Source organism: Bradyrhizobium sp. 1, from assembly GCF_023073315.1.
GTDB lineage: Bacteria > Pseudomonadota > Alphaproteobacteria > Rhizobiales > Xanthobacteraceae > Bradyrhizobium.
In genome coordinates, this window is record NZ_JADPJH010000026.1 from 40,850 (window position 1) to 58,706 (window position 17,857).

15 protein-coding genes are annotated in these 17,857 nt (G+C 65.6%); 4 read left to right on the forward strand and 11 right to left on the reverse strand.

Annotated elements, in window-relative coordinates; all coding sequences use genetic code 11:
* Positions 1-172: 172 nt before the first annotated feature.
* The 8 genes from IVB29_RS20740 to ubiE all read right to left on the reverse strand — a co-directional run bounded on the left by IVB29_RS20740 (position 173) and on the right by ubiE (position 9,942).
* On the reverse strand, positions 173-895 hold the full coding sequence (locus tag IVB29_RS20740; RefSeq protein ID WP_247505242.1) for a nucleotidyltransferase family protein: 723 nt from the start codon (positions 893-895) through the stop codon (positions 173-175).
* A gap of 139 nt (positions 896-1,034) precedes the next feature.
* Positions 1,035-1,349, reverse strand: coding sequence for a PilZ domain-containing protein (locus IVB29_RS20745; RefSeq protein WP_247505243.1), 315 nt, complete (start codon positions 1,347-1,349; stop codon positions 1,035-1,037).
* A 76-nt stretch (positions 1,350-1,425) separates the two neighbouring features.
* Positions 1,426-2,952: a tRNA (adenosine(37)-N6)-threonylcarbamoyltransferase complex ATPase subunit type 1 TsaE gene (gene tsaE / locus IVB29_RS20750; RefSeq protein WP_247505244.1), complete on the reverse strand. Its 1,527-nt coding sequence runs from the start codon at positions 2,950-2,952 to the stop codon at positions 1,426-1,428.
* Positions 2,949-5,453, reverse strand: a complete 2,505-nt coding sequence (locus IVB29_RS20755; protein ID WP_247505245.1) for a PAS domain-containing sensor histidine kinase — start codon at positions 5,451-5,453, stop codon at positions 2,949-2,951. Before IVB29_RS20755 ends, tsaE begins: the two co-directional genes overlap by 4 nt.
* 190 nt (positions 5,454-5,643) lie before the next feature.
* The gene (gene dut / locus IVB29_RS20760; protein ID WP_247505246.1) at positions 5,644-6,102 is read right to left on the reverse strand and encodes a dUTP diphosphatase; all 459 of its coding nucleotides are present in this window, start codon (positions 6,100-6,102) and stop codon (positions 5,644-5,646) included.
* Positions 6,099-7,553 (reverse strand): bifunctional phosphopantothenoylcysteine decarboxylase/phosphopantothenate--cysteine ligase CoaBC, encoded by a 1,455-nt coding sequence (gene coaBC, locus IVB29_RS20765; protein ID WP_247505247.1) that lies wholly within the window; start codon positions 7,551-7,553, stop codon positions 6,099-6,101. The genes dut and coaBC overlap by 4 nt, the downstream gene beginning before the upstream one ends.
* Positions 7,554-7,609: 56 nt before the next feature.
* Positions 7,610-9,184, reverse strand: coding sequence for a 2-polyprenylphenol 6-hydroxylase (ubiB, locus tag IVB29_RS20770; protein ID WP_247505248.1), 1,575 nt, complete (start codon positions 9,182-9,184; stop codon positions 7,610-7,612).
* Positions 9,181-9,942 carry a bifunctional demethylmenaquinone methyltransferase/2-methoxy-6-polyprenyl-1,4-benzoquinol methylase UbiE gene (gene ubiE, locus IVB29_RS20775; RefSeq protein ID WP_247505249.1) on the reverse strand — a complete coding sequence of 254 codons (762 nt, stop codon included), beginning with the start codon at positions 9,940-9,942 and terminating at the stop codon, positions 9,181-9,183. Before ubiE ends, ubiB begins: the two co-directional genes overlap by 4 nt.
* Before the next feature lie 81 nt (positions 9,943-10,023).
* On the opposite strand from ubiE, the gene mutM reads away from it, so the two are divergent.
* Positions 10,024-10,905, forward strand: a complete 882-nt coding sequence (gene mutM, locus IVB29_RS20780; protein WP_247505250.1) for a bifunctional DNA-formamidopyrimidine glycosylase/DNA-(apurinic or apyrimidinic site) lyase — start codon at positions 10,024-10,026, stop codon at positions 10,903-10,905.
* 5 nt (positions 10,906-10,910) lie between these two features.
* Positions 10,911-11,486 carry a GNAT family N-acetyltransferase gene (locus IVB29_RS20785; RefSeq protein ID WP_247505558.1) on the forward strand — a complete coding sequence of 192 codons (576 nt, stop codon included), beginning with the start codon at positions 10,911-10,913 and terminating at the stop codon, positions 11,484-11,486.
* 260 nt (positions 11,487-11,746) lie between these two features.
* Here the strand turns inward: IVB29_RS20785 and IVB29_RS20790 are convergent, their stop codons facing one another.
* Complete coding sequence (locus IVB29_RS20790; protein WP_247505251.1) at positions 11,747-12,484, reverse strand: ParA family protein; 738 nt, start codon at positions 12,482-12,484, stop codon at positions 11,747-11,749.
* A gap of 243 nt (positions 12,485-12,727) precedes the next feature.
* Between IVB29_RS20790 and ggt the strand changes: the two genes are divergently transcribed.
* Positions 12,728-14,407, forward strand: coding sequence for a gamma-glutamyltransferase (gene ggt / locus IVB29_RS20795; protein ID WP_247505252.1), 1,680 nt, complete (start codon positions 12,728-12,730; stop codon positions 14,405-14,407).
* Between the two features lie 160 nt (positions 14,408-14,567).
* Here the strand turns inward: ggt and IVB29_RS20800 are convergent, their stop codons facing one another.
* Positions 14,568-15,926, reverse strand: coding sequence for a serine protease (locus IVB29_RS20800; protein ID WP_247505253.1), 1,359 nt, complete (start codon positions 15,924-15,926; stop codon positions 14,568-14,570).
* Positions 15,927-16,017: 91 nt separating this feature from the next.
* On the opposite strand from IVB29_RS20800, the gene moeB reads away from it, so the two are divergent.
* Positions 16,018-16,821, forward strand: coding sequence for a molybdopterin-synthase adenylyltransferase MoeB (moeB, locus tag IVB29_RS20805; protein ID WP_247505254.1), 804 nt, complete (start codon positions 16,018-16,020; stop codon positions 16,819-16,821).
* 9 nt (positions 16,822-16,830) lie between these two features.
* Here moeB and IVB29_RS20810 read toward each other — a convergent pair whose 3' ends face one another.
* The gene (locus IVB29_RS20810; RefSeq protein ID WP_247505255.1) at positions 16,831-17,850 is read right to left on the reverse strand and encodes an aldo/keto reductase; all 1,020 of its coding nucleotides are present in this window, start codon (positions 17,848-17,850) and stop codon (positions 16,831-16,833) included.
* Between the last annotated feature and the right edge of the window lie 7 nt (positions 17,851-17,857).

Consider the following 17,857-nt stretch of genomic DNA (forward strand, 5'->3'; position numbering starts at 1 on the left):
CGCTGTTCGCCGAGCATGACGGCTCTCGTGCCCCGGACGCGGCGCAGCACGCAGTGATGCGCTGCTGAGCCGGGGCCCATGCTGCTTCGTCAGGATTGTGAGCTTGCTGGGTCCCGGCTCTGTGGAGCGGCACTTCGTGCCGCACCGCGTCCGGGACACGAGCAGCGTGCCCTTACGCCACGCTCTCCAGAAACGCCTCTTCCGCGGCATGCACCGCATCGGGCGTGCCGACATGCATCCAGACGCCGTCGAGGCGCAGGCCGAACAGCCGCTCCTGCTCGCCCGCGCGGTCGAACATCTTTGTCAGCGAGAACTCGCCCTGCGGCGCGTCCGCGAAGATCGTCGGCGACAGGATCGCGGCGCCCGCGTAGACGAACGGAACGATCTCTTTTTCCTTGCGCTTGCGCAGCGCACCGTCGGCGAGCATGCCGTAATCGCCGCGGCCGCTATAGCCGATGCTGGTCGCGGTCGGCGCCATCAGCAGCAGGATGTCCATGCGCTCGGGGTCGAAGTTTTCGGCAAGCCGCGCCAGATTGGAACGCACGCCGTCGATCCACAGCGTATCGGAATTGACGTGGAAGAACGGGGCGTCGCCGAGCAGCGGCAGCGCCTTGACCACGCCGCCGCCGGTGCCGAGCACCTGGTCGCGCTCGTCGGAGATGGTCACGCGCGGAAGCTGGCGCGATGCGGTGTGATCGATGATCTGGTCCGGCAGGTAGTGCACGTTGACCACCGCCTCGGTCACACCGGCGTGGCCGAGCTTGTCGAGCACATGGTCGAGCAGCGGCTGGCCGGCGACCGGCACCATCGGCTTCGGCATCTTGTCCGTCAACGGACGCATGCGCAGGCCGAACCCTGCGGCGAGCACCATGGCTTTGGTCGGCTTGACGGACATCCTTTGCTTTCTCAGATTCTTCTGTCTCGAACCAATTGATTTCGCGTTTGCAGCAATCCTAGCACGGGACTCAATCAGCCGCACCGCGTCTTGACCGCCTTAATCACCTGCGGTGACGGTTGTGCGACGGGTGTTGCCGTCACGCCCCAACGGTTGTGGAGCGCGCCTTTTTCTTGTCGCCGATCTTCAGGAAATTGACTCCGATCTGGTCGCCATTGACCCAGGCCAGCTCGCAACGCCGGTACGCCAACCCGGTGGACGACAGCAGAAGAAAGAATTCCTTCAGATGCAGGCCTTCGACCGAACCGTCGATGGTCAGCTTGGCGCCGCTCTCGGAGACGTCCTCCATGGTGCATTCGCGCCGCCATGTGCCGTCGATACCCATCATCTGGGCCGGTATCCCGCGCTCGAAAACAACCCGGCTGTTGCCACGCTGGTCCGTCTTGACCGCCATCTGCCTTGCTCCAGCCCCGTATTTATCCGGCGACCTGCGGGCGATGATACCGATGCGATGGCTAACAGCCGGTAAATCAGGTTCCGGATCGGGGCGGCGGGACGTTGGCGAGATACCAGTCGCGCAAATGCTCAAGCGCCGGATGCGCCAGCGAGCGCTGAAGATAGGTCCAGATCCGCGGCTGGTGGCGCAGATAATGCGGCTTACCGTCGCGGCGGTTGAGCCGGGCGAAGGTGCCGAGCAGGCGGGTGTTCCGCTGCGCCGACATGATGGCGTAGAGCTCGGCGAAGCCGGCCGGATCGAAGCTCGCATCGTCAGCACGCCGCGCCTTGATGTAGCGCGACAGCAGCGTCAGCTCGATGTTTTCGGGCACGTCGATGCGGGCGTCCTGGAGCAGCGACACCACGTCGTAGGATTTCGGCCCGAGCACGGTGTCCTGGAAATCGATCACGCCGACGCGCGAGATGCCTGAGCGGTCGCCAAGCCAGATCAAATTGGGCGAGTGATAGTCGCGAATGATCCACGTCTTCGGCGCGGCCAGCGGCTTCTTCAGCAGCTCACGCCATATCGCGAAGAATTCCGCGCGTTTCTCCTCGCTCAGTGGCGCGTTGCGATCGGGCAGATACCATTCCGGCATCAGTCCGATTTCGATCAGCATCGCCTCGATGTCGAAGACGGGAATGGCGTAGCTCTGCCCGTCCAGCGGCAGCGTCTCCGGCAGCGTCTTGCCGTGCAGCACAGCGAGCACGTCGGTCGCGGCTTCGTAGCGCTCGGGTATCGGTCGCGGCGGATCGCCCTCGACCACGCCCTCGATGCCGAAGTCCTCGCTGATCAGGAAGCCGTGGTCGAGATCGACATGGTGGATCGCGGGCGCGGAGATTCCTTGCGCACGCAGGCCTTCATCGATCGCGACGAACGGTCTGACGTTTTCGGCCAGATGCACCGCGGCGCTATAGGATTTTCCGCTGTACATCGCGGCGCCGTCGGGGCGCTGCGGAGAGTTCATGAGGATGACGATCTCGTCGTCGCGCACCAATCTCGCATAGGAGCGCGTCGAGGCATCGCCGGCCATGCGCTTGCGCGTTGAATCCATATAGCCGGATGCGTCAAGGAATTCGCGCAGCGCCTTCAGCCGTGCGACGATGGCGGCGGCCTTGCCGTAACCGGTGATGTCGGCGGCGCGCGCATTCGAGCCCAGCGCCGGCCGGTGCGTCAGGACGATGTCGATGCGATCCCCAGGCATCGCCGATGGCGCACGCTCCGGCCATTCGATCAGGACCAGCGTGGCATCGGGCAGCGGCGACAGCCCGATCTCCTCGAGCTCACTCTCGTCCTCGACGCGGTAGAGATCGGCATGCATCACCGGAAACGGCGGCAGCTCGTAGCCCTGCACCAGGGTGAAGGTCGGGCTCGGCACTTCGAGTTCGTCGTCGCCGGCGAGGTAGCGAATCATCGCGCGCGCCGCGGCAGTCTTGCCCGCGCCGAGATCGCCGGTGAGCGTGATGACATCGCCGGGGCCGACCAGCAGCGCGAGGTCGGCCATCAATTGCGCAGTCGCCGTCTCGTTGTGAAGCGCGACGGAGAATGTGGTGGGCGCGATCATTCGGCGGCGTCGCGATGCGCCGCCTGGTCGGTCGGGAAGTCGCAGATCACGACCGTGCCCCGGCCGACGATCGAATCCACCCGCACCTTGCCGCCATGCAGCTCGACGAAGGAGCGCACCAGCGACAGGCCGAGCCCGGCGCCGCGGTGGCGCGAGCCCTGCGAGCGGCTTTCGAACCAGTTGAACACCTTGTCCTTCATATCGGCAGGTATCCCAGGCCCGGAATCTGTCACAGTGAAGACCACGCTGCGCTCGGTGCGGCGCGCGCTGATGCCGACGGTGGAATCCTGTGGAGAAAACCCGACGGCGTTGGCGAGGAGGTTATAGAGCACCTGCACCACGCGCTTCTCGTCGCCGACGAAGTTGCCGATATCCGGCGCGATCTCGACCTTGAGGCGGATGCGGTCGGTGGCGAGCCGGTCCTGGATGCCCTCGGCGGCGAGCTCGATGGTCTTGCTGACGTCGACCGAGCCGAGTTCCAGCTTCATCGCGCCGGCGTCGATGGTGGCGAGATCGAGGATGTTGTTGGTCAGCGCCAGCAGCGCATTGGTCGATTTGGTGACGTAGTCGAGATATTCGGCCTGTTTCGGCGTCAGTGGCCCGGTCGATGGATCGCTGAGGAAATGGGCGAAGCCGATGATGGTGGTGAGCGGCGAGCGCAGCTCGTAGGAGACGTGGTGGACGAAATCCACCTTCATCTGGTCGGCGGTCTCCAGCGCCTCGTTGCGTTCGCGCAGCGCGCGCTCGACGTTCTCGGTGTCGGTGATGTCCTGGAACGTCAGCATGGTGGCGCCGTCGGGCAGCGGCCGGATCATGCCGTCGAGCACGCTGCCGTCCTTGCGCTCCAGCTTGAGCGGCACGTCGGCGCGGCTCTCGATCGAGGTGACGGCCTCGCGGATCTGGCGCCAGACCGCGGGATCGTCGAACAGCTGATGGCACCAGCCTTCGACGGTCTGGATATGCGGCTCGTCGCGCATGGCGTCGCTGGAGAGCTTCCACATCCGCACGAAAGCCGGATTGAACAGCTGCGCCTTGCCATTGCTGCCGAACACCGCGACGCCCTCGGCGAGGCTGTCCAGCGTCTCGCGCTGGACACGGATCATGCGGTCGAAGCGGCGGGCCAGCTCGAGGCTCTCGGTGACGTCGTCGAACAGATAGGTGACGCCGCCTTCCGGGTTCGGCGTGGTGACGACGGAGAGCGCGCGGCCGTCGGGCAGATACCAGGTGTCCTTGGCGGCCTCGACCGCGCGATAGGCCTCGTGCAGTTTTACTTTCCAGGCGCGGAAATCCGGCTGCTCCGGCAGCTTGCGCGCCGCGCGGAGCTGGTCGAGCACGTTGGAATCGTCGGGATTGGCGTCGAGGAAGGTGCGGTCGAGGTCCCACAGCCGCCGGTAGGAATCGTTATAGAAGGCGAGCCGGCGATGGCCGTCGAACACGGCGACGCCCGAGGAGAGCTGGTTGAGCGTGCGGCGATGGGCTTCCGCCATCCGCACCAGCGCTGAGCTCAGCCCGTCGGCTTCGCTGGCGTCGATGGCAACGCCGACACTGCCGCTGCCGACATTGACGGCGCGCACGTCATAGATGCGCCGCTCGCCGCCGATCACGATCGGCAGCCGCGAGGTGAAATTGGCGGCATCCTTCAGCCCCCGCTCCATCGCGGTGCGGTCGGCGCTGTCGAGCAGCTCGAGCTTGCGTTCCTGGGCGTCGGTGACGCTGTTGGCTTCGGTCGCGCGCACATAGGCCGGATTGGCGAAAGTCAGCGCGCCGTTCTCGCCCTTGGCCCAGATCGGCCACGGCGCAGCGCTGGCGAAGCCGCGCAGCATCTCGGTTTCATCGGAGAGCGCCTTGTAGCGAAGATTGGTTTCGGCCAGATCGCGGCGCAGGCCTGAGAGTTCGCGAATCCGGACAATGGCTTGGCCGCCGATGGCGCGGCCGAGCGCTTCCAGCGTGCGACCGTTGGCGGTAGTCAGCGTGAGCTGGAAGCCATCGCCGCGGTCGCGCAGCGCATCGACGGCGTGGTCCATCTGCAGCGCGGGTTCCGGTGGCAGCCAGGTTCCGAATGCGAGCACGCGTTGCGGCGTGGGATCGCGCGGCAGCACCATCGCGATGTCGCCGGAAATCTGCGCGCGGTCGTCGCCGGCCGGCCACGAGATCAGGATCTGCGGCTCGGCGAACAGCAGCGCGCCGTAGCGGTCGGCCTGAAGCTGCAGTTCCCCGATGCGCGCGCGCAACCGCGCCTCGGTCTTCGCCTTGCCCACGCGCGTGCGCATCAACAGGATCGCGGCGACGACCGAGAAGCCAAGCAAGGAGAGCGCGGTGGCCAGCACCGCGAGTTCCTGCCGGTTGAAGTCCAGCATGATCGAGAGTGTGTCGAGGAAGTCGGCGGCTTCAGCCGGCGCAGCCGGCAGCAGCGCTGCGAGAGCGCCGCCCAGCAGGCCGTTGCGCGCCAACGAGGTGCACGACAACAGCGTCCGACGCATCGACACGATCACGCCTGACATAGTTGCCCCAAGACCGCACAGATTTACGCGCGACGACCCCCGTCACGCGCGAATCAAACGACAATACCCCCACCGTGACTCCAGCGGTAAGAGTCCAGATCGTGAACGCAAAGGCGGTCCCAAAAAAATGCGGGGCTCGGGTTCCCATCCACGTGGTTCTTCGGGATGATTCGGCTGAAGCTGCCGTGCGTTAGCGGCCGGTCGAGCCGAAACCGCCGGCGCCGCGATCGGTGGCCGACAATGTTGCGACGGGAACCAGCGCGGCCTGCACCACGGGCGCGATCACCATCTGCGCGATGCGCTCGCCGCGCTTGATCACGAACGGGGCCGCGCCGTGGTTGATCAGGATCACCTTGATCTCACCGCGATAGTCCGCGTCGATCGTGCCGGGTGAATTCAGCACGGTGACGCCGTGCTTGGCGGCAAGCCCCGAGCGCGGGCGGATCTGCGCCTCGTGCCCGGGCGGCAACGCGATCGCAAGCCCCGTCGGCACCAGCGCGTATTGGCCGGGGGCGAGCGCCATCGGCTCGCTATCCGGCACCGCGGCCATTAAATCGAGGCCGGCGGCTTCCGCGGTCTGATAGGCCGGCAGCGGCAGGCCCTCGGCGTGGGCGAGCTGCTGCAGTTCGACCGTGACTTTCGTGCTCAAGATGCCGGCTCCAGGGCTTTGTCGTCCAAGGATTTGCCGGTCACGCTTTTTGCGACATGCGCGACCAGTTCGATGGCGACCTGTTCCTTGGTCATCACCGGCCAGGAATCAACTGCAATCTCGCCGTCCTTGCGGGTTATCAAATGCACGGTGTTGCGATCGCCGCCCATCACGCCGGTGGCGGGCGAGACGTCGTTGGCGACGATCCAGTCGCAGCCCTTGCGCACAAGTTTCGATTTGGCGTTGTCGACGAGGTGCTCGGTCTCGGCGGCAAAGCCGATCACCAGCCCCGGGCGCTTGTCGGTCAGCTTCGAGATCGTGGCGAGGATGTCGGGGTTCTCGACCAACTGAAGCGGCGGCATGCCGGCCGAACTCTTCTTCAGTTTCTGCTCGCCTTCATTGACGACGCGCCAGTCGGCGACGGCCGCAGCGAAGATCGCGATGTCGGCGGGGAGCGAGGCCTGCACCTGCTCCAGCATCTGCCGCGCCGATTCGACGTGCTTCACCGTCACACCAGCGGGATCGTTGAGATCGACCGGGCCGCTGACCAAAATCACCTCGGCGCCGGCGGCCTGCGCGGCGGCGGCAATCGCAAAACCCTGCTTGCCGGAGGAGCGGTTGGCGATATAGCGCACCGGATCGATGGGCTCATGCGTCGGGCCTGCGGTGATCAGCACGCGCTTGCCGGCGAGCGGGCGCGGCACCGGTGGCCGCAGCAGGCGCTCGGCGGCGGCGGTGATCTCGATCGCCTCGGACATGCGGCCGGTTCCTGCTTCGCCCGCCTCGGCCATCTCGCCGGAATTCGGCCCGACCAGCACCACGCCGTCGCGCTGGAGCTGCGCGACGTTGCGGCGCGTCGCAGCGTTGTTCCACATCAGCGGATTCATCGCCGGCGCCAGCAGGATCTTTCGGTTGGTCGCGAGCAGGATCGCGCTAGCGAGATCGTCGGCATGACCATTCGCCATTTTCGCCATCAGGTCGGCGGTGGCGGGCGCCACTACGATCATGTCGCAGTCGCGTGCCAGGCGGATATGGCCGGCGTCGAACTCGCTCTGGGGATCGAACAGATCGGTATAGACGCGCTCATGCGAGAGTGCGCTCACCGCCAGCGGCGTGACGAATTGCTGCGCCGCCGTGGTCAGCACGCAGCGGACCTCGATGCGGCGTTCCTTCAGCCGGCGGATCAGGTCGAGCGACTTGTAGGCAGCGATGCCGCCGCCGATGATCAGGGTGACGCTGGCCTCAGGAACGGCGCCGGTGCGTTGGGGCGTGGGGGCGGTGGATGCCGCAGGCGGCGCCGAAAACGGCGTCAGCGGCTCTTCGCGGCCCTCGATCAGCTCGCCCAGGATGACCCGGACCTCTTCCTCGACCGATCTGCGGTTCTTCGCCGAGCGCAGACGCAGATAGGTCTTGATGCCCTCATCGAGCTTGCGGATGGTCAGGCTTGCCACGACGCCCTCCAGCACGGAATGATAGCGATGCTATCAACCCTGTGATTGCAATGCAATCACAGATTTCGGACGGCAATCAGGATTCCGATGAAGGTCGCGGCGATGATCCAGAGCGCGACGGTGCGCCAGCGGTTCTTGCGGCCCTCGCTGCGGCCCATCGCCGCGATGCTCTCCGGCGACAGGCGAATGCCCTCCCGTGTCATGGTCTCGAGCTGCTCGAGCACCGCGACCGAGCGCTGCGCAATATCCGGCAGGCGCATCAGCACGCGGGCGAGGTCGCCGCCGCCGGCCAGTGCGCCCTGCACCCGGCCGATCGGGCCGAGATTGCGCTCGATCCATTCGCGCACCACGGGGTCGGCAACCTTCCAGATGTCGAGCCTGGGATCGAAGCCGCGCGCCACGCCCTCGACCACCACCATGGTCTTCTGCAGCAGGATCAGCTCCGGACGCGTGGTCATGTCGAACAGGCCGGTGACCTCGAGCAGCAGCGTCAAGAGCCGCGCCATCGAGATCTCTTCGGCCGTGCGGTTGTGGATGGGCTCGCCGATCGCGCGGATCGCTTGCGCGAAATTCTCGACCGAATGATGCGCGGGCACATAGCCCGCCTCGAAATGCACCTCCGCGACGCGGCGATAATCGCGGGTGATGAAGCCGAGCAGGATTTCGGCGAGGAAGCGCCGCTCCTTCATGCCGAGCCGGCCCATGATGCCGAAATCGACCGCGACGAGTCGGCCGGCATCGTCCAGGAACAGATTGCCCGGGTGCATGTCGGCATGGAAGAAGCCGTCGCGCAGCGCGTGGCGCAGAAAGCTCTGGATCACCTTGCGGCCGAGATCGGGCAAATCGACCTGCGACTCTGCGAGCCGCTTGTGATCGTTCAGCGCGATGCCGTCGATCCATTCCATCGTCAGCACGTTATGTGTGGTGCGGTCCCAGTCGACGGTCGGCACGCGGAAGTCAGGATCGTCGCGCGTGTTCTCCGCCATCTCCGACAGCGCAGCAGCCTCCAGCCGCAGATCCATCTCCATCGCGACCGAGCGCGACATGGTGTTGATGACTTCGACGAGGCGCAGTCGGCGCGCCTCGGACGAGTAGGCCTCTGCCTTGTGCGCGACAAAGAAGAAATCGGAGAGATCGCGGCGGAAGCGCGAGGCGACGTTCGGCCTGAGCACCTTGACCGCGACCGCCTTGCGGATGCCGTCGTGCTCGACCTCGCCGCGATGCACCTGTGCGATCGAGGCGGCCGCGACCGGCGGACCAAGACTGGCGAACACGTCCGTCAGCGGCCGATCCAGCGAGGTCGCGATCACGGCTTCCGCTTCGGTTTGCGAAAACGGCGGCAGGCGATCCTGGAGGCTTTCCAGATCACGCGCCATCGCGACGCCGACGACATCGGGACGGGTCGCCAGAAACTGTCCGAGCTTGAGATAGGCCGGGCCCATCCGGGTCAACGCGCGCGACATCCGCGGCCCGTCCTTGGGGCCGCCTCGTTCGACGATGCGCGCGAGCTTCAGCGCGAGTTGCCCGGGCGGCGGCACCAGGCTCGGATCGACCGAGCCGAACACGCCCTCGCGGGCGAACACGAACGCGGCGCGGATCAGGCGCGAAATGTGGGTAATGGCAGAGATCACAAACGCCAGCCCGAATGCAGTGCGACGATGCCGCCGGACAATGTCTGCCAGCTGACGCGGGAAAAGCCGGCGTCGCGGATCATGTCTGCGAAGGCGTTCGGCTTCGGAAATTTGCGGATCGATTCGACCAGATATTGATAGGACTCGGCGTCGCCGGTGACCATGCGGCCGAGCGGCGGGATCACCTTGAACGAGAACAAATCATAGATCCGGTCGAGCCCGGGCATCTCGACGGTGGAGAATTCCAGGCAGAGAAAGCGGCTGCCGGGCTTGAGCACGCGATAGGCCTCGGCCAGCGCCTTGTCGATCTGGGGCACGTTGCGAATGCCGAAAGCGATCGTATATGCGTCAAAGCTGCGGTCGGCGAAGGCGAGCGCTTCGGCATTGCCTTCGACGAAATCGACCTGGGTCTCGAGATGGCGCTTCGCGGCGCGCTCGCGGCCGACGTCGAGCATCCCGGAATTGATGTCGCAGACCGTGGCGTGGAAGGCAGGGCCTGCGGCCTTGGCGGCGCGGAACGAGATGTCGCCGGTGCCGCCGGCAACGTCGAGCAACGCGAAGGGACGGTCGCCCTTGGGCGGGTTGAGCGCGTTGATCATGATGTCCTTCCAGACCCGGTGCAGGCCTCCGGACATCAAATCGTTCATCAAATCATAGCGCGACGCCACGCTGTGAAACACATCGTTCACCAGCGTCTGCTTGTCCCCCAGGGGAACGTCTTTGAAGCCAAAATGCGTGGTTTCGCCCGGCCGATCCATTACTCTACTCCACGACGCGGACCATAGCCTGCCCGCCGCAATGGCGCTATCACACCGCCCTCATAAGGTGAATGCCTGACCATGCCGGAATTGCCCGAAGTCGAGACCGTCCGCCGCGGCCTTCAGCCGGTCATGGAGGGTGCGAAAATCCTCGTCGCGGAGGCCCGCAGGCCCGATCTGCGCTTTCCGTTCCAGCCGGATTTCGTGGCCCGGCTCCAGGGCCAGGTCGTCACCGGGCTCGGCCGCCGTGCAAAATATCTCATGGCCGATCTCGCCTCCGGCGACGTGCTGCTGATGCATCTGGGCATGTCGGGCTCGTTCCGCGTCATCAAGCCGGACAACGATGCTCAGCCGGGCGAGTTTCACTATCCGAAGGCCAAGGACTCCGCGCACGACCACGTGCTGTTTCGGATGTCCTCGGGCGCCGACATCGTGTTCAACGATCCGCGCCGCTTCGGTTACATGAAAGTGATCGCGCGCAATGCGCTTGAGGATGAGCCGCTGCTGCGCGATCTCGGCCCCGAGCCGCTCGGCAATGAGTTCGACGCGGCGATGCTGGCGCGGTCCTGCCAAGACAAGACCACCAGCCTGAAGGCCGCGCTGCTCGACCAGCGCGTGGTCGCGGGCCTCGGCAATATCTATGTCTGCGAAGCCCTGCACCGCTCGCATTTGTCGCCGCGCCGGATCGCCGCGACGCTGTCGACCAAAAAGAGTGAGCCGACGGATCATGCCAAGAGATTGGTCGGTGCGATCCACACCGTGCTGAACGACGCCATCAAGGCCGGTGGCTCCAGCTTGCGCGACCATCGCCAGACCTCGGGCGAACTCGGCTATTTCCAGCATTCGTTCAAGGTCTACGGTCGCGAAGGCGAGACCTGCAAGACGCCGCGCTGCGGCGGCATCGTGAAGCGTTTTACGCAGAACGGCCGGTCCACCTTCTGGTGTCAGAAATGTCAGAAATAGCAGGCATGCCGACGCCACTGCTTGAAACGGAACGGCTGATCCTGCGTCCGCTGGCGCTATCCGATGTGCCGGCGATCCAGCGGCATTTCGACAATTGGAACATCATCCGGCATCTCTCCACCATCGTGCCCTGGCCGTACCCGCCAGATGGTGCGGAGAGTTTCGTCAGGATGCAGCTCGACAAGATATCAGTCGGCGAGGACATCCATCTCTGGGTGCTGGTGTTGAAGGGCGGTGACGGCGAGGCGATCGGAAACATTCATCTCCGCCCCCGTGCCGAAGGCCTGAAAGGCAATCGCGGCTTCTGGCTGGCCGAGCCTTACTGGCGGCGCGGATTGATGACGGAAGCGATCACCGCCGTGAATGACTTCGCGTTCCTCACGCTCGGCCTCGATCATTTCTACGTCTGCAACGCCGCCACCAACGAAGCCTCGCGCAGAGTGAAACAGAAGACCGGCGCGGAGTTCGTCGAATTCATCGAGCTCGCCCATCACGGCGGGCAGTCCAAGGCCGAGAAATGGATCGTGCGGCGTGAAGCCTGGCTGCGCGGCAGGTCGGTGGCCAAATCCGGCGAGATTTGACCTGGCCGAAAGCGTTTTCGCCAGACGGCCGTTTCGCCCGATGAGTCAAATACCTGCGCGCCTTCGCCGAGGTGATTCGGCTGGAAGCGGTTCTACTGTGCATGGGGTTGTTTTCGACATTTTTGTTCGAGGGCACCTGCCATCGCACAAAAAACGCGAAGCGAAGCAATCCGGCCGGGCTGGTGGCCGGATTGCTTCGTCGCTTGGGCTCATTCACCGGATAGCGAAGAGCCCGTCTGGCGCCTGAGCGATTGCCCCGCTCAGGACGCCAGTGTTTCGTCTGCCGCAAGCTCGGTGGCGGCATGGACCATGCCGTTCGCGGCCGAGATGACCTGGTCGATCAGGACATTGGTCGTGGCTTCGAGCTCGAGACGGGTCTCGATCCAGCGCCAGAGGCCGCGGATCTCGTCTGCAGATTTGCCGTTCGGCGCGAATTCGCTGACGGCGAGGCCGCTGGCGAGCGAGTCCTGGTGGTCGTTGCGCATCACGATCAGCGGGCGTGCGAGCACCTCGGCGAGATCGAGCGCGGCTTCCTCGGCGAGCGTGTTGGCCGCGTTGTCGATACGCTGGCCGCGGATCGGCGTCTGGTTCAGCACGAAGCTGTAGGGCCGCTTCCAGGCGCGCGCGACGCTCAGCGTCGAGACGGTCGCCTCGATGTCGGCGACGCTCGGGCGGGCCGGGATCAGGCAGAGGTCGGAATGGCGGATCGCGGCGGTGGTGGCGGCGCTGAGGCCGGCCGCGGTGTCGACGATCGCGAGCTGGAGGCCGCTGTCGGCCAGCATCTTCAGGCGCGGCTCGATATCGGCGGCGTGATAGATCGGCTCGACGACGAGGTCGTCATTGTTGCGGCGGCGCTGCCAGTTGGACAGGGTGCCCTGCGGATCGGTCTCGATCAGGCGGACGGTGAAGCCGGCCTGCTTGGCAGCCAGCGCGAGGCCGATGGCGAGCGTGCTCTTGCCACTGCCGCCCTTTTGGGTGGCCAGTACGATCGTGTGCATTTGAAGATCAATCCTTTGGAGTGCTTGGGTCTCGGGATAACGCCACGCGAACGTGCATCGCTTCTCGATGCTGAGCTCTTCTCGCTCAGGACCTGCCCTGCCCGATCCAAAGGGGACCGCGGATGTCCGAATCAACAGGTAAGATGATGGCAGAATCGGGAATGCCAGCCAATCCGTACCAACACTGGACCCGTCATCGCGCGCATGATGTGCTCGCCGCCGTGCATTGGAAAGGCAGGCGGCATGAGCGGAAACTGGCGCGACCGGACGGCGACGAGCTTTGATTGCCAGAAGATGCCGGCGGTCTCGAGCCGCGGCATGGTCGTCAGCAATCACCCATTGGCCTCCAGCGCCGGCGCCGAGATGCTGGCGGCCGGTGGCAACGCCATCGATGCTGCGATCGCGACCCTGTTCACGCTGACCGTGGTCGAACCGATGATGGTCGGCATCATCGGCGGCGGTATGGCGCACATCCGCCTCGCCGACGGCAGCCACCGCTTCATCGACGGCCAGAGCGCAGCGCCTGCAGCGGTGCGCGACACCACCTACACGTCGAAGCCGGGCTCGGCCCATGACGTGTTCGACACCGTCGGCAACGAGAATCTCAACGGGGCGAAGGCCGTCGCCACGCCGGGCTCGCTGAAAGCCTGGTGCGAGACGCTGCGCCGGTTTGGCACCATGTCGCTCGCCGATGTCATGCAGCCCGCGATCAAGCACGCCGTACGCGGATATGCGGCGACGCCTTATTTGCACGAATGCATCAGCGAGAGCGCCGCCGAGATGCGCAAGGACAAGCCGATCGCGGCGATCTATCTGCCCAACGGCGAGCCGCTCAAGGTCGGCGAGCGCGTGGTGCAATCAGAATATGCCGAGACGCTCCGCTACATCGCAGACCACGGCGAGCAGGCGCTCTATGAGGGGCCGCTCGGCGACATCCTCGCCGACTACATGGAGAAGACCGGCGGCTTCATCCGCCGCAACGATCTCGCCAGTTACAAGACCGTCGAGCGCCAGCCGATCCGCGCCGACTATCGCGGCTGGACCATCTTCGGCCCGCCGCCGCCTGCGGCGTCCGGCGTGCATATCGCGCAGATGCTGAACATTCTTGAGGGCTACGACATCGGCGGCCTCGGCTTCGGCACGCCTGAGACCATTCACTATCTCGCCGAAGTCCTGAAGATCGCGTTCGCCGATCGCGCCGCCGCCAGCGGCGATCCCGACTATGTCGGCGTGCCCGTGGAGAAGCTGACCTCGAAGGCCTATGCCGAGGAGCGCCGCCGCGCGATTGATCCGGCACGGGCGCAAGCCTGGAGCGCTGGCGTCACGCAGCTCGAAAGCGCACACACCACGCACATGACGGCGGCGGATGCTTTTGGAAACGTGGTCGCGACCACGCAGACCATCAACAATCTGTTCGGCGCCAAGATCATGATCCCGGGTCTCGGGGCCATCGCCAACAACTACATGAACCTGTTCGATCCGCGCCCCGGCCATGCGCTGTCGCTGGCGCCGGGCAAGCGCGTGACGACCTCGATGTCGCCGATGATGGCGCTCAACGGCGGCAAATTGCGCTATGCACTCGGCCTGCCCGGGGGCAAGCGCATCTTCCCGAGCGCGATGCAGGCGCTGGTCAATCTGATCGACCACGGCATGAGCCTGCAGGAAGCGGTCGAGGCGCCGCGGGTCTGGACCGAGGGCAACGCGCTCGAGGTCGAGCAGAAGGTGCCGGAGGGCGTGCGTTTGAGGCTCGCGGAGCTCGGCCACAAGGTTCAGCCCGTCGCGACAGTCGCCGGCGGCATCAACGGCATCGCCTTCCACGACGACGGCACCATGACCGGCGCGGCCTGCTGGCGCGCGGATGGCACGCCGGTCGGGATTTCGGGTGGGCTTGCGAAGAGCGGGATCAGGTTCAGGCTGAGCTAGCTCTCGTGCCCCGGACGCAGCGCAGCGCGAAGCGGTGCGCTGCTGAGCCGGGGCCCAGAATTCCTCGCACGGAGTTTGGAGACATGGGTCCCGGTTCAGCGGCGCGGCATTTCATGCCGCACCGCGCCCGGGACACGAGAATTGTGGTTTGGCGCTCGACCTACTTCCGCACGCAGATCACACGCACGACGGCCGCCTTCGCGTCTGCCGATGTGCCGTTCGCCGTGACCGCATTCGCCTTCAAGAAATCACGCACCGTCTCGGCGGAGACCATCACCGCCTGTGACGCCAGTACCGATGTCGCGGGACCCGCGACCATCGCCGGCTTCAACAGCGCGACGCCGGCGAACTTACCGTCGCCGTCAATCGCGGGGCCGCCGGAGAATCCGACCGCGGGTGGTGGAGACAGCGCCGAATCGCTGCTCGTGACCGGTGCCAGCGCGCCCTTGAGGCTCGACACGCCGGCCGCGCCACCCTGGCTCTGCGGATCGGCGATACCGATGACATCGACGCTCGTCTTCGCTGCGCCGCCGGCAAGGCTGAGCGGCTTCAGGCCGCGCGCGCCGTAGATATGCAGCAGCGCAAGATCGTGCTCCTTGTCCTCGGCGAGGCGGTCGGCGCTGCCATAGCCGGCGATCGTGATCGCAATGCAGCTGTCGGTGACGAGGCGGTCGGTGACGATCGCGCCGTCGTCGCTGACGACGATGCCCGTGCCGTATTCCACCGTTTTCCGCGGCGCTGGTCCGGCCTGCGGTCCCGTCGGAAACGCATTGAAGGCGCTCGACATCGCGATCACGACCGGCTCGACCGTGTTCTCGGTGGCCTGGTCGTAGAGGATCGTCATGATGCGGACTTCGTCACCCTTGAACGTGCCGCGCACATAGAATTTCTTGAGACCCTGTAGTCCCGACAGCACGAAGAAGTCGGGCTTCACCACGGTGTAGTCGACCTTGCGAGCCGGCTCCTTCTTCTCCGCTTCCGCAAGCTTCGCGGTGGTCGGGCCCGCCTCCTTGCGGCGGCTGAGCAGCACCTGCACTGTCCCGGTTGGCGAAGTCCATTTCGAGCCGTTGGCGTCGGTCGCCTGCTGCGGCACCAGTTTTGAGGGGATCCCGAGCCGCGCGCCGCTGGTCATCTCCGTCACGATCTTCCAGCCGACGCTGTCCTGCTTGCGCCGTGCGGTCTCGGCGAGCGCCGCGCGCTCCTGCGGATTGAGCACGCCGGTCGGCTTGCCGCCCTTGTTCTTCTGGTACTCCTTGATGGCATCGACCATGCGCGCGCTGACGTCGCCGGTGATCGCGCCGTTGTATTGCCCGACCCAGGCCAAATCAGACTGGAGCGCCAGCCGCTCGGCCTGCGCCATGCCGTCAGCCGTCTCCGACGGCGTTTGCAGGGCGGGCGGCTTAATCGGAACGGTCTGGACCACCTTCGGCTTGGTGCCGGGGATTTGTGGCGTCGTCATCTGGGCATTCGCGCCTGTGGCAGACGCAAACATCAGTGTTGCCGCAAGCATCGATCTCATGACAAATCCAGCCAGCCCATTGAACGCAATGCCATTGAAGCACATCTCGTTGGTCGCGAACAATGTTGGGGTGGTTCAGGAGTAAGAGAAGGTGCTGAGCCCGGACGAACTCGAACGTTATGCCCGCCATATCGTGCTGCGCGATGTCGGTGGTCCCGGCCAGACTGCGCTGAAAAAGGCCTCCGTGCTGGTGATCGGCGCCGGCGGGCTCGGCGCGCCCGCGCTGATGTATCTCGCCGCTGCCGGTATCGGCACGCTCGGCGTGGTCGATGACGACGTCGTTTCGTTGTCAAATCTGCAGCGCCAGGTGATCCACACCACGCCCGACATCGGCCGGCACAAGGTCGAAAGCGCCGCCGAGCGGATCGCGGCGCTCAATCCGCATGTCCGGTTCGTCGGCCACGCCACCTGGCTCAATGCCGACAATGCGCTGTCGCTGATTGGCGACTATGACCTCGTGCTCGACGGCTCCGACAATTTTTCGACGCGCTATCTGGCCTCGGACGCCTGCTTCTTTGCGAAGCGGCCGCTGATCACGGCGGCGCTCGGCACTTTTGACGGCTCGCTCACCACCATCCGCGCACATGAGACCAACGCCGAGGGCGTGTTCAATCCGACCTATCGCTGCCTGTTTCCGGAAGCGCCGCCGCCCGGCACGGTGCCGGCCTGCGCCGAGGCCGGCGTCATGGGCGCGCTCGCGGGCGTGATGGGCTCGATGATGGCGCTGGAGGCGATCCGCGAGATCGTCGGCTTCGGCGACGGCCTGGTCGGCCGCCTTCTGATGATCGATGCGCGCGCGATGCGCTTCGAGACGCTGCGCTACGCCCGTGATCCCGCCAATCCGCTCAACGGCGATGGGCCTGTGATCACCGATCTCAGCGCCCATCGCACTTGATTGTAACAGTTACGTCGTGGCAGGCTTCTCGCTGTCGAGATGCGCCATCTGCTCGGCTGCGTAACGCGTGCCGGCGGCGACATCGCGCGGGAAGGCTTTTGCTAGCGCCGCAAGATGAGCCTGCGTCAGCGTCACCTTGGTCGCGCCAAGCGCTTCGCTGAGACGGGTGCGAGTGCGCGCGCCGACCAGCGGCACGATCGCTTGGCCGTACTCTTGGCCCTGCGCCGCCACCCAGGCGATGGCGACTTGCGCCGGCGTGACGCCAATCTCGGTCGCGATGGCGCGCAGCTGCTCCACCAGCGCGAGGTTGGCGTCGAGATTTGTGCCCTGGAAGCGCGGCGTCATCAGCCGGTAGTCGCGGCCGGTCTTGCCGCTGTCTTTCGACCAATGGCCGCTGATCAGGCCGCGCGCGAGCACGCCGTAAGCGGTGATGCCGATGCCGAGCTCGCGGCAGGTCTTGAGGATATCGCGTTCGATGCCGCGCTCGATCAGCGAATATTCGATCTGGAGATCGGCGATCGGATGCACGGCGTGCGCGCGGCGGATGGTGTCGGAGCCGACCTCGGACAGGCCGATATGCCTGATGTAGCCGGCCTTCACGAGGTCGGCGAGGCCGCCGATGGTCTCCTCGATGGGAATGGACGGATCGAGCCGCGCCGGCCGGTAAACGTCGAGATAGTCGGTGCCGAGCCGTTGCAGCGAATAGGCGAGGAAGTTCTTGGTCGCGGCGGGCCTTGTGTCCATGCCGATGAAGTCGCCGGCAGGGCCTCGCAGCGCGCCGTACTTCACGCTGATCTGCACCTTTTCGCGCGGCACTTCCTTCAGAGCCTCGCGCACCAGCATCTCGTTGTGACCCATGGCGTAGAAATCGCCGGTGTCGAGCAGCGTGATGCCGGCATCGAGCGCCGCATGAATCGTGGCGATGCTCTCGCCGCGGTCGGCGGGACCGTAGACCTCGGACATGCCCATGCAGCCGAGGCCGAGGGCTGAGACATTGGGGCCGGTTGAACCGAGTTTGCGCTGTTCCATGATGGGT

Bases quoted from the DNA above. Each gene is read 5' to 3' on its own strand.
- IVB29_RS20790 (WP_247505251.1), bottom strand. From the start codon at position 12,484: ATGCACACGATCGTACTGGCCACCCAAAAGGGCGGCAGTGGCAAGAGC.
- IVB29_RS20800 (WP_247505253.1), bottom strand. From the start codon at position 15,926: ATGAGATCGATGCTTGCGGCAACACTGATGTTTGCGTCTGCCACAGGC.
- ggt (WP_247505252.1), top strand. From the start codon at position 12,728: ATGAGCGGAAACTGGCGCGACCGGACGGCGACGAGCTTTGATTGCCAG.
- IVB29_RS20745 (WP_247505243.1), bottom strand. From the start codon at position 1,349: ATGGCGGTCAAGACGGACCAGCGTGGCAACAGCCGGGTTGTTTTCGAG.
- IVB29_RS20755 (WP_247505245.1), bottom strand. From the start codon at position 5,453: ATGTCAGGCGTGATCGTGTCGATGCGTCGGACGCTGTTGTCGTGCACC.
- IVB29_RS20740 (WP_247505242.1), bottom strand. From the start codon at position 895: ATGTCCGTCAAGCCGACCAAAGCCATGGTGCTCGCCGCAGGGTTCGGC.
- mutM (WP_247505250.1), top strand. From the start codon at position 10,024: ATGCCGGAATTGCCCGAAGTCGAGACCGTCCGCCGCGGCCTTCAGCCG.
- tsaE (WP_247505244.1), bottom strand. From the start codon at position 2,952: ATGATCGCGCCCACCACATTCTCCGTCGCGCTTCACAACGAGACGGCG.
- IVB29_RS20785 (WP_247505558.1), top strand. From the start codon at position 10,911: ATGCCGACGCCACTGCTTGAAACGGAACGGCTGATCCTGCGTCCGCTG.
- IVB29_RS20810 (WP_247505255.1), bottom strand. From the start codon at position 17,850: ATGGAACAGCGCAAACTCGGTTCAACCGGCCCCAATGTCTCAGCCCTC.
- ubiE (WP_247505249.1), bottom strand. From the start codon at position 9,942: ATGGATCGGCCGGGCGAAACCACGCATTTTGGCTTCAAAGACGTTCCC.